Raw genomic sequence first — 9,956 nt, 5'->3', positions numbered from 1 at the left:
TCTGGCGTTGACTTTTGGCACGCTGTTGAGTTCTCAAGGTACGGACGCTTCCTTTGTTCCCGTTTCCGGGCCCTCCGGGCGCTTCCTTCGTTTCCGACTCTATCAGACTCTTTCGTGTCCGATTCCCGGTCGGCGGGATTTGCTTTCCAGGTTTTCGCTTTCGCGTTTCCCTTTCGGCGTGGTCACTACTTTAGCTGATTTCCCCGGCGGCTCATAATCGAGCCAGGAGATCCGAATTCCGGCATGCCGAAAGAAGGACCCCGAGAGGGTCAGTCGTAGGTAGTGGGTGGCCACTTCGGGATGCTGAACAGCAGGGCCCGTCTCAAGCGGCTCGGGCTACGTTAGGCGTCCGGACAGGCCGAGTCAAGTTGTGCGGCGGCGCGGCTGATGGGCCCGGTAGGGGCTGACTGTCGGGTCGTCAGAGATCCAGAACCGCCAGGGATGCGGCGCCCCTTCGCCGCCCACTCCGGTGCGGGGTCCACTGCGTACCAGGTCGCGGGGTGGCGGTGTGCCCGTCAGTACGGACAGGGGGGCGTCGGGGCCGGTGCACACGTCCGTACCGTCCAGGGCGCGGTCGACGTCCAGGGCCGTGGCCAGGCGTGCCGGGCCTTTGGCCAGTTCCTTGTCGTTTCGGGCCGAAATTCGACGTTTACGCGCGAGCTCCGCGCCCACCTGGATCTCTCCGGCCCGCAGCAGGACTCCGGCGGCCCGGCCCTCGGGGCCGCACACCATGTTCAGGCAGTGCCACATCCCGTACGTGAAGTACACGTACGCGTGGCCGGGCGGGCCGAACATCACGCCGTTGCGGGCGGTGCGGCCCCGGAACGCGTGCGACCCGGGGTCGTTCGCGCCGTCGTACGCCTCCACCTCGGTCAGGCGCAGCTCGATCGGCCCCTCGGGGGTGGTGCGTACGAGGGTGCGCCCGAGGAGGTCGGGGGCTACCTCCAGGACGGGGCGGTCGAAGAATCCGCGTGGAAGTGGCGTACGTTCGGGGCCCGCGATCATGGCGTACGAGCGTAGCGGGTGGGAATCCGGAACCGTGCGCCGTGGTGGTGCGTTTAGTGGGGGCAGGATCTATGGAGGGAACAGCATGGGGTTCAAGCGTCTGCTCGCGAGCCTGGGAGCCGGTGGCGCTTCGGTGGAGACGGAGCTGACCGAGGCCAATGTGGTCCCGGGCGGGGTCGTCCAGGGCGAGGTGCGGATTCAGGGCGGATCCGTGGACCAGCAGATCGAGGGGCTCTCGGTCGGCCTGCAGGCGCGGGTCGAGGTGGAGGGCGGTGAGCACGAGACGAAGCAGGACATCGAGTTCACCAAGCTGCGGCTCGGCGGCGCCTTCGAGGTGAAGGCCGGGGCGGTGCACGTGGTGCCGTTCGGTCTGGAGATCCCGTGGGAGACGCCGGTGACGGCGATCGACGGGCAGCAGCTGCGCGGGATGAACATCGGGGTGACGACGGAGCTGGCGATCGCGCGCGCCGTGGACTCGGGCGACCTCGACCCGATCCATGTGCATCCGCTGCCCGCGCAGCAGGCGATCCTCGACGCCTTCATCAAGCTGGGCTTCCGCTTCAAGAGCGCGGACATGGAGCGCGGTCACATCCGGGGGACGCGCCAGCGGCTGCCGTTCTACCAGGAGATCGAGTTCCACGCGCCGTCGGAGTACCGGGGGCTGAACCAGGTGGAGCTGACGTTCGTCGCGGACGACCGCGCGATGGACGTGGTCCTGGAGATGGACAAGAAGCCGGGTCTGTTCAGTGAGGGCAGCGACTCCTACCGCTCGTTCCAGGTGGGTCTGGAGGATTATCGGGGTACGGACTGGGCTGCCTATCTGCACCAATGGCTCGCCGAGGTCGGCGGGCGCCGCAACTGGTTCTGACGTCGTTCCCCGTCCCATCCCCCATCGATCAGGAGGTGCCCCAGTGAGCGAGCTCAAGAGGCCGCCGCTTCCCCATGACTTCCACCCCGAGGTGCCCTCGTTCACCGTGGTGAGCGACGACGTCCAGGACGGCGCGCCGCTGCGCGACGCCCAGGTGCACGCGGAGGGCAACACCTCCCCGCAGCTGCGCTGGGAGGGGTTCCCGCCGGAGACCGGGAGCTTCGCGGTCACCTGCTTCGACCCGGACGCGCCGACGGGCAGCGGGTTCTGGCACTGGGTGCTGTTCGACATCCCGGCGTCGGTGACCGAGCTGCCGGTGGGTGCGGGCAGCGGGAAGTTCGAGGGGCTGCCCCCGGGCGCGGTGCAGGTCCGCAATGACTACGGGTCGAAGGACTTCGGCGGCGCGGCCCCGCCCGCCGGGGAGACGCACCGCTATGTCTTCACGGTGTACGCGGTGGATTCGGCGAAGCTGGGGCCGGACGCGGACGCCTCGCCGGCCGTCGTCGGATTCCATCTGCGTTTCCACACTCTGGCGCGCGCCCATGTGATCGGCACGTACACGGGTCCCTCGAACAACTGACTCCGGGTAGCTGATCGTTCCTTCATTGTTTGCCCTGCTCTGGTCTTGGAGAGATCAGAGCAGGGCATTTTTAATGCGTTGTCCGTCGTGGCGAGCCCGGCCAGAGTTGATCCAAGCCCGCCAGGGGGTGGGCCGGCACAAGGCGGAGGTGGGCAGGATGCGGGACACACTGGTACTGAACGCGAGCTTCGAGCCGCTCTCGACGGTCACGCTCAATCGTGCGGTGGTGCTGGTCCTCCAGGACAAGGCCGTCGTGGAGCAGGAGCATCCCGAGCTGCGGATGCGTGCCGCCGCGGTGGACATACCGGTCCCGAGGGTGATCAGGCTCTGCCGTTACGTACGGGTGCCCTTCCGAAGACAGGCACCGTGGTCGAGACGGGGGGTGCTGGTGAGGGACCAGCACCGGTGCGCGTACTGCGGGCGGCGCGCGACGACGGTGGACCATGTGGTGCCGCGGGCCCAGGGCGGCCGGGACAGCTGGCTGAACACTGTGGCGTCCTGCGCGGAGGACAACCACCGCAAGGCGGACCGGACGCCGGAGGAGGCGGGGATGCCGCTGCTGCGCGAGCCGTTCGTGCCCTCGCCGGCCGACGCGATGCTGCTGGCCATGGCGGCCGGGGACCGGTCCGCGCTGCCCGAGTGGCTGGCTCGGGGGGCCGCGTAGTTCTCGTACGGTCGTTGGGGTGCGGGTCGTCCCGCGCTGGTCGCGCGGTTTCCCGCGCCCCTGAAAACCCGCCGTGTTCCCGCGCCCTGGAAGAGCCCGCCGCGTTCTCCGCGCCCCCGAAAGGCCCGCCGCGTTCGCGGCGGGCCTTCTTGGTTCCGCCTCAGCGCAGGAGCAGTTGCACGATCGCCACCGCTCCGACCGCGATGATCACTCCTCGTAGCACCGTGGGCTTGAGGCGGCGGCCGACCTTGGCGCCGATCTGGCCGCCGATGGTGGAGCCGACCGCGATGAGCAGGACCGCGGTCCAGTCGAAGTCGGCGACGAAGAGGAAGAAGACGGCCGCGATGCCGTTGACGACGGCGCCGAGGATGTTCTTCACCGCGTTGATCCGCTGGAGGCTCTCGTGGAGCAGCAGCCCCATCAGCGAGAGGTAGAGGACGCCCTGGGCCGCGCCGAAGTAGCCCCCGTACATGCTGGCGAGGAAGAGGCCGACGAGGAGCAGGACGCCGCCGTCGGGGTGGCCCTCGGAGCCGGTGGCCTCGCGGCGGCGCCGGACGGCGGCGGCGATGCGCGGCTGGAGCAGGACGAGCAGCAGCGCGAGCCCGATGAGTACGGGGACGATCGCGTCGAACGCCTTGGACGGCAGGGCGAGCAGCAGGATCGCGCCGACCAGGCCGCCGCCGAGGGCGGCGGTGCCGAGGCGGAGCACCCGGCGGGTCTGTCCCTTCAGCTCCTTGCGGTAGCCGATGGCTCCGCTGATGGAGCCGGGGACCAGGCCGAGCGCGTTGGACACGTTCGCGGTGATCGGTGAGAGACCGGTGGCCAGCAGCACGGGGAAGGTGATCAGGGTGCCGGAGCCGACGATCGTGTTGATGGTGCCGGCGCCGACGCCGGCCGCGAAGACCGCGAGTGCTTCCCAGATGGACAAAGCCATCTCCTTACACATTCAGTGAGACGCCTCCCCGCCATGGAGGTCGAGGGGCCGCACTGATCATGCACGGATGTTGTAGGACGCAGTCAACCTTTCTGGGCCGACCTGTCTCGCGGTCGGCCCTCCTCGGTCGCCGTCTGCCGGTCGGCCCGTCTGGTCGGGCTCTCCCGGCTGGCGTCCCGTCTCAGTCGACCGGCGGTTCTTCGCGGCGCTCGGCGCCCGTGTTGAAGCCGGGCACTCCGGCGCCGAGGTTGCCGAACGCGCCGGACAGGCCCTTGAGCGCGTCGCCGATCTCGCTGGGCACGATCCAGAGCTTGTTGGCGTCGCCCTCGGCGATCTTCGGGAGCATCTGGAGGTACTGGTACGAGAGGAGCTTCTGGTCGGGGTCGCCCGCGTGGATGGACTCGAAGACCGTACGGATCGCCTGGGCCTCGCCCTCGGCGCGCAGCGCGGCGGCCTTCGCCTCGCCCTCGGCGCGCAGGATCGCGGACTGCTTCTCGCCCTCGGCGCGCAGGATCTCGGACTGGCGGACACCCTCGGCCTGGAGGATCGCGGCGCGCTTGTCACGGTCGGCGCGCATCTGCTTCTCCATCGAGTCCTGGATGGAGGTGGGCGGCTCGATCGCCTTGAGCTCGACGCGGTTGACGCGGATGCCCCACTTGCCGGTGGCCTCGTCGAGGACGCCGCGCAGGGCCGCGTTGATCTCCTCGCGGGAGGTCAGGGTCCGCTCCAGGTCCATGCCGCCGATGATGTTGCGGAGCGTGGTGACGGTGAGCTGCTCGATCGCCTGGATGTAGCTGGCGACCTCGTAGGTGGCGGCCCGGGCGTCGGTCACCTGGTAGTAGATGACGGTGTCGATGTTGACGACCAGGTTGTCCTGGGTGATCACCGGCTGCGGCGGGAACGGCACGACCTGCTCGCGGAGGTCGATGCGGTTGCGGATCGAGTCGATGAACGGGACCACGATGTTCAGGCCCGCGTTGAGCGTCCTCGTATAACGGCCGAAGCGCTCCACGATGGCCGCGCTGGCCTGCGGGATCACCTGGATGGTCTTGATCAGGGCGATGAAGACCAGCACCACCAGGATGATCAGGACGATGATGATCGCTGACATCGCGTTCCCCGTGCCTTTCTTGCCTCTAGGAAGAGCCCGGAAGCTGTGCGGCTACCGGCCCGATGATCCTGGCATGGTTCACATGACGATGGCAGTCGCTCCGTCGATCTCGACCACATCGACCTGCTGTCCCGGTTCGAAGGACTGGCCGCCGTCGAGGGTGCGGGCCGACCAGACCTCGCCCGCCAGTTTGATGCGTCCGCCGCTGCCGTCGACCCGTTCCAGCACGACGGCCTGACGGCCCTTCAGCGCGTCGATGCCGGTGGCCAGGCGGGGCCGTTCGGCGCTGTGCCGGGCCGCGATGGGCCGGACCACGGCGATGAGGGCGACCGAGACCACCACGAAGACGAGCACTTGCGCCACGGTGCCGAGCCCGAGCCCGGCTGCCACGGCCGCGGCGACCGCGCCGACCGCCAGCATGCCGAATTCGGGCATGGCGGTGAGCACCAGGGGAATGCCGAGCCCTGCCGCCGCGATCAGCCACCCAACCCATGCGTCCACGAGGTCATGGTAGGTCCGGGCACCCCCTTGCGGACAGTGCGCGCGGGGAGCGCCCGGGGTCAGCCGAGGGGCAGGCCGGTCGCGGAGTACCGGTCGCCGCGGTGCTCGACGACGAGCGGGAGCCCGAAGCAGAGGGAGAGGTTGCGGGAGGTGAGCTCGGTCTCCATGGGGCCGGCGGCGAGCACCTTGCCCTGGCGGATCATGAGGACGTGGGTGAAGCCGGGGGCGATCTCCTCGACGTGGTGCGTGACCATGACCATCGAGGGGGCGTACGGGTCGCGGGCGAGGCGGCCGAGGCGGCGGACCAGGTCCTCGCGCCCGCCGAGGTCGAGCCCGGCGGCCGGCTCGTCGAGGAGCAGCAGTTCGGGGTCGGTCATCATGGCGCGGGCGATCAGGGTGCGCTTGCGCTCGCCCTCGGAGAGGGTGCCGAACTTCCGGTCGAGGTACTCGGTCATGCCGAGGCGGTCGAGGAAGGCGCGGGCGCGCTCCTCGTCGACGGCGTCGTACTGCTCCTGCCAGGTGGCGGTCATGCCGTACGCGGCGGTGAGGACCGTCTGGAGCACGGTCTGGCGCTTGGGGAGCTTGTCGGCCATGGCGACGCCGGCCATGCCGATGCGCGGGCGCAGCTCGAAGACGTCGACCTTGCCGAGTCGGTCGCCGAGGATCTTCGCCGTGCCGGTGGTCGGGAAGAGGTAGCTGGAGGCGATGTTGAGGAGGGTGGTCTTGCCGGCTCCGTTGGGGCCGAGGATCACCCAGCGCTCGCCTTCCTTGACCGACCAGGAGACGTCGTCCACCAGAGCGCGTCCGTCGCGGACCACGGATACGTCCACCAGCTCCAGTACATCGCTCATGAGCGCGTTGTCTCCCCATGCAATCGTCTTGAGGTCCGGGCTGTTGCCTGTGGGCAGGGTCCCGGGGAAATCTCCCAGGGAAAACCTACGCCACTGAGGGAGTGGACCTGGCGTGAGGGCCAGTACCTAGGCTGGGTCCATGTTCTCGGAACCACGTTCAGGTCGGCTGGCCGCATGGGGAAATGCCCTGTTGGCCGGGAAAGTTTCACCGGACGACGCCGCTTCGGCGATCGTCGGGGACGACGCGGTGCACCGGGTGGCGGGGCTGCCGGGCGAGGCGGAGCCGGTGGGGCTCACGCTGGCGCTCGGGCGGCTGCGCGGGCTCGGGGTGACCGGCTTCCGGGTCGCGCTGCCCGCGCCGGGGCATCCGCTGGGGCTCAGCGGGCCGCCGGAGTTCAACGCGCGGGCGCTGGAGGCCGAGGAGGCGGTCGTCGCGTTCGGCGCGCCGCACGGGCTGGTGCCGGAGGTGCGCGAGGCGGGGCCCGCCGGCGATGTGCGCCGCGAGGTGCTGTGGCACTGCCTGGCGGTACGGGAGGCGCCGCCGGCCGATGTGCCGTCGCTCGGCGAGGCGGAGCGGGAGCTGGCGGAGGCGCTGCGGGAGGCGACCGTGGTCCTGACCCGGCTCGACGTCGCCGGTTCGGGTCCGGCGGCGGAGGCCGCGATCGACGCGTACCGGGCGCGGGCCGAGGGCGGGGACGAGGAGGTCCTGGCACCGGGCTATCCGCCGCGGGCGGTACGGGTGCTGGAGCTGGCCCGCCGGGTGGCGCTGCTCGTCGATGTGGCGCAGGCGGCCGAGGGCGTCGGCGGGGCGGTCAGCGCGTCGGAGCTGGCGGCCCGGGCCGGGGCGCTGCGCCCGGTGGAGCGGGTGGCGCGGCGGGCGCGGGTGGCGGCCTACAACGCGTACGTGGAGGAGCGGGAGCGGGGGTAGCGGCCCCGGGGGACGGTTTGGGCGGGGGGCCGAGGCCCCCGCACCCCACCAGCAGTCGTCAGAAGTTGGACGACTCGTTGCCGAAGGCCGGGTTCAGGACGCCGATCACGTTGACCGAGTTGCCGGTGGCGTTGACCGGGATGTGGATCGGGGCCTGGACCAGGTTGCCGGAGATGACGCCCGGGGAGTGCTCGGCCTTGCCGTTGGCCTCGGCACCGCCGTGGGCGGACGCGGCACCGGCGCCCGCGGCGACGATCCCTCCGGCGACCATGGCGACGGCGGCGGCCTTCTTCACGTTCTTCACTTCAGGTTCCTCCTGGTCTCGCCGCGGCGGTCCGCCGCGGCACGCCATGGAGAACGCCCGCCGGTCGCCGGGGATGCGCCGCATGGGTGACATCCACCCGACGGTATGAATCTCGCACCGGAGGGCGACGATCCATATTTACGGCTCCTCCTCTTGTACGAGCTTCGCGTACGAGCTTGTGCGAGGTCTCGCGCGAGGTCGTGTGCGCGTTCTCGTACGAGTCGTACGGGTCCGGCCGTACGGGTCCGGGCCTGTCCCGTTGGTACCCGCCCCCGTCAGTCCGTCAGGCCGTGGCGGACCGCCCAGAGAGCGGCCTGGGTGCGGTCCGCGAGGTCCAGCTTCATCAGGATGTTGGAGACGTGGGTCTTGACCGTCTTCTCCGACAGGACCAGCGCGCGGGCGATCTCCCGGTTGGAGCGGCCGTCCGCGATCAGCCCGAGCACCTCGCGCTCCCGCTCGGTCAGCGAGGTGCCCCGGCCCTGGCCCGTGCCCGTGTCGTCCTCGGAGAGCAGCGCGCCGGCGACCTCCGGCTGGAGCAGGACGTGCCCCGCGTGCACCGAGCGGATCGCCCCGGCCAGCGCCTCCGGGTCCACGTCCTTGTAGACGTAACCCGCGGCTCCCGCGCGCAGCGCGGGCACCACCGTGCGCTGCTCGGTGAAGCTGGTGACGATCAGCACCTTCGCCGGGTTGGCCAGCGCCCGCAGCTTGCGCAGGGCCTCGATGCCGTCCATGCCCGGCATCTTCACGTCCATCAGAACGACATCGGGCTTCAGCTCCTCGGCGCGGGCCACGCCCTCGGCGCCGTCGGCGGCCTCGCCGACCACTTCTATGTCGTCCTGGACCTCCAGGAACGTCCGCAGGCCGCGGCGCACCACTTGGTGGTCGTCGACCAGGAGGACTTTGATGCTGTCAGCCACCTGGCACCTCCATTTCGATCGTGGCGCCCTCGCCGGGTGCCGATTTCACGGTGAGCCGGCCTCCGACGCCGCCCGCCCGGTGCCGCATCGACACCAGCCCGAGGTGGCGGCCGGCCCGGCGGACCGCGCGGGGTTCGAATCCGCGGCCGTCGTCGACGATCCGCAGGACGGCGCCGTGGTCGCGCCGGACGAGGACGACCGAGACGTGCTCGGCGTCCGAGTGGCGCAGGGCGTTGTGCAGGGCTTCCTGGGCGACCCGCAGCAGCGCCTCCTCCTGGGCGGGCGGCAGCGCGCGCACCCCCCGGTTCTCGAAGGTGACGGCGGCGGTGTGGGCGCGGTCCAGGACCTGGACCTGGGTGCGCAGGGTGTTGACCAGGCCGTCCTCCTCCAGGGCGGCCGGGCGCAGCTCGACGACGGCGGCGCGCAGTTCGTCGGCGGCCTCGGCAGCGAGCACGGCGACCTGCTGGAGCTCGCCCTTGGCGCGCGCCGGGTCGCGGTCGACCAGGGCGGCGGCGGCCTGGGCGGTGAGCCGCAGGGAGAACAGCTTCTGGCTGACCGCGTCGTGCAGCTCGTGGGCGAGGCGGGTGCGCTCCTCGGTGATGGTGAGCTCGCGGCTGCGCTCGTAGAGGCGGGCGTTGGTGAGGGCGATCGCCGCGTGCTGGGCGAGGATGCCCAGCAGTTCGGCGTCCTCCTCGGTGAAGCCGCAGCCGCCCTCCGGCTTGGGGCAGCGCTTGTTGGCGAGGAAGAGGGTGCCCAGGGTCTCGTCGCCGTCGCGGATGGGGACGCCGAGGAAGTCGGACATGTCGGGGTGCGCGGACGGCCAGCCGCCGAAGCGGGGGTCCTTGCGCACGTCGGCGAGGCGCTCGGCCTTCTCCTCGTGGAGCATCGCGGCGAGGATGCCGTGCTGGCGCGGCAGCGGTCCGATCGCCTTCCACTGCTCGTCGCTGACGCCGTCGACCACGAACTGGGCGAAGCCGCCGTGGTCGTCGGGGACGCCGAGCGCCGAGTACTCCGCGTCCAGCAGCTCGCGGGCCGACGCGACGATGGTCTTGAGGACGTCGCGCACCTCAAGATGCCTGCTCATCGCGAGGAGCGCGGTGCTGACGGCGGCGAGGCCGGAGCTCGGTCGGTGACTCATGGGATCACGGTACCCGCGGGGTGTGACGGTGCGTATCCGCCTGTGGACGGCGGCGGTATGGGCCCCGGGGACTAGGTCGAAGTGCCTTGCGCGGCCGGGCCGGGCGGCTGAGGCGGACGGGGCGGGCGGGGAGTGACGCTGGGGCTGTCGGCGGA

Annotated in this window: 12 protein-coding genes; 4 read left to right on the top strand and 8 right to left on the bottom strand. The window is 70.7% G+C overall.

Annotated elements, in window-relative coordinates; translation table 11 throughout:
* Positions 1-363 precede the first annotated feature (363 nt).
* Positions 364-1,005, bottom strand: coding sequence for a DNA-3-methyladenine glycosylase (locus tag AB5J87_RS27265; protein ID WP_369380178.1), 642 nt, complete (start codon positions 1,003-1,005; stop codon positions 364-366).
* 85 nt (positions 1,006-1,090) lie between these two features.
* Between AB5J87_RS27265 and AB5J87_RS27260 the strand changes: the two genes are divergently transcribed.
* The 3 genes from AB5J87_RS27260 to AB5J87_RS27250 all read left to right on the top strand — a co-directional run bounded on the left by AB5J87_RS27260 (position 1,091) and on the right by AB5J87_RS27250 (position 3,117).
* Entirely contained in the window at positions 1,091-1,873 is a 783-nt protein-coding gene (locus tag AB5J87_RS27260) for a sporulation protein (protein WP_369380175.1), read from the top strand.
* Positions 1,874-1,916: 43 nt separating this feature from the next.
* Positions 1,917-2,453, top strand: a complete 537-nt coding sequence (locus tag AB5J87_RS27255; protein WP_369380174.1) for a YbhB/YbcL family Raf kinase inhibitor-like protein — start codon at positions 1,917-1,919, stop codon at positions 2,451-2,453.
* Between the two features lie 157 nt (positions 2,454-2,610).
* Positions 2,611-3,117: an HNH endonuclease gene (locus AB5J87_RS27250; protein WP_369380171.1), complete on the top strand. Its 507-nt coding sequence runs from the start codon at positions 2,611-2,613 to the stop codon at positions 3,115-3,117.
* 160 nt (positions 3,118-3,277) lie between these two features.
* Here the strand turns inward: AB5J87_RS27250 and AB5J87_RS27245 are convergent, their stop codons facing one another.
* The 4 genes from AB5J87_RS27245 to AB5J87_RS27230 form a co-directional block, all read right to left on the bottom strand.
* Positions 3,278-4,051 (bottom strand): sulfite exporter TauE/SafE family protein, encoded by a 774-nt coding sequence (locus AB5J87_RS27245; RefSeq protein WP_369380170.1) that lies wholly within the window; start codon positions 4,049-4,051, stop codon positions 3,278-3,280.
* 181 nt (positions 4,052-4,232) lie between these two features.
* The gene (locus tag AB5J87_RS27240) at positions 4,233-5,162 is read right to left on the bottom strand and encodes an SPFH domain-containing protein (protein ID WP_369380169.1); all 930 of its coding nucleotides are present in this window, start codon (positions 5,160-5,162) and stop codon (positions 4,233-4,235) included.
* Between the two features lie 78 nt (positions 5,163-5,240).
* The gene (locus AB5J87_RS27235) at positions 5,241-5,663 is read right to left on the bottom strand and encodes an NfeD family protein (RefSeq protein ID WP_369380167.1); all 423 of its coding nucleotides are present in this window, start codon (positions 5,661-5,663) and stop codon (positions 5,241-5,243) included.
* Between the two features lie 59 nt (positions 5,664-5,722).
* Positions 5,723-6,514 (bottom strand): ABC transporter ATP-binding protein, encoded by a 792-nt coding sequence (locus tag AB5J87_RS27230; RefSeq protein WP_369380165.1) that lies wholly within the window; start codon positions 6,512-6,514, stop codon positions 5,723-5,725.
* Between the two features lie 139 nt (positions 6,515-6,653).
* Here AB5J87_RS27230 and AB5J87_RS27225 point away from each other — a divergent pair, with 139 nt between their 5' ends.
* Complete coding sequence (locus tag AB5J87_RS27225) at positions 6,654-7,442, top strand: hypothetical protein (protein ID WP_369380163.1); 789 nt, start codon at positions 6,654-6,656, stop codon at positions 7,440-7,442.
* Between the two features lie 58 nt (positions 7,443-7,500).
* On the opposite strand, the gene AB5J87_RS27220 is transcribed toward AB5J87_RS27225, so the two are convergent.
* The 3 genes from AB5J87_RS27220 to AB5J87_RS27210 form a co-directional block, all read right to left on the bottom strand.
* Positions 7,501-7,746 carry a chaplin gene (locus AB5J87_RS27220; RefSeq protein ID WP_369380161.1) on the bottom strand — a complete coding sequence of 82 codons (246 nt, stop codon included), beginning with the start codon at positions 7,744-7,746 and terminating at the stop codon, positions 7,501-7,503.
* A 275-nt stretch (positions 7,747-8,021) separates the two neighbouring features.
* Entirely contained in the window at positions 8,022-8,663 is a 642-nt protein-coding gene (locus AB5J87_RS27215) for a response regulator (protein WP_369380160.1), read from the bottom strand.
* The gene (locus AB5J87_RS27210) at positions 8,656-9,801 is read right to left on the bottom strand and encodes a GAF domain-containing sensor histidine kinase (protein ID WP_369380158.1); all 1,146 of its coding nucleotides are present in this window, start codon (positions 9,799-9,801) and stop codon (positions 8,656-8,658) included. The genes AB5J87_RS27215 and AB5J87_RS27210 overlap by 8 nt, the downstream gene beginning before the upstream one ends.
* Positions 9,802-9,956: the final 155 nt, after the last annotated feature.

Source organism: Streptomyces sp. cg36, assembly GCF_041080675.1.
Lineage (GTDB): Bacteria > Actinomycetota > Actinomycetes > Streptomycetales > Streptomycetaceae > Streptomyces.
The sequence above is the reverse complement of the archived record's forward strand: the minus strand, read 5'-3'. Positions and strand labels throughout refer to the sequence as shown.

Bases quoted from the DNA above. Each gene is read 5' to 3' on its own strand.
- AB5J87_RS27240 (WP_369380169.1), bottom strand. From the start codon at position 5,162: ATGTCAGCGATCATCATCGTCCTGATCATCCTGGTGGTGCTGGTCTTC.
- AB5J87_RS27230 (WP_369380165.1), bottom strand. From the start codon at position 6,514: ATGAGCGATGTACTGGAGCTGGTGGACGTATCCGTGGTCCGCGACGGA.
- AB5J87_RS27265 (WP_369380178.1), bottom strand. From the start codon at position 1,005: ATGATCGCGGGCCCCGAACGTACGCCACTTCCACGCGGATTCTTCGAC.
- AB5J87_RS27210 (WP_369380158.1), bottom strand. From the start codon at position 9,801: ATGAGTCACCGACCGAGCTCCGGCCTCGCCGCCGTCAGCACCGCGCTC.
- AB5J87_RS27260 (WP_369380175.1), top strand. From the start codon at position 1,091: ATGGGGTTCAAGCGTCTGCTCGCGAGCCTGGGAGCCGGTGGCGCTTCG.
- AB5J87_RS27245 (WP_369380170.1), bottom strand. From the start codon at position 4,051: ATGGCTTTGTCCATCTGGGAAGCACTCGCGGTCTTCGCGGCCGGCGTC.
- AB5J87_RS27225 (WP_369380163.1), top strand. From the start codon at position 6,654: ATGTTCTCGGAACCACGTTCAGGTCGGCTGGCCGCATGGGGAAATGCC.
- AB5J87_RS27250 (WP_369380171.1), top strand. From the start codon at position 2,611: ATGCGGGACACACTGGTACTGAACGCGAGCTTCGAGCCGCTCTCGACG.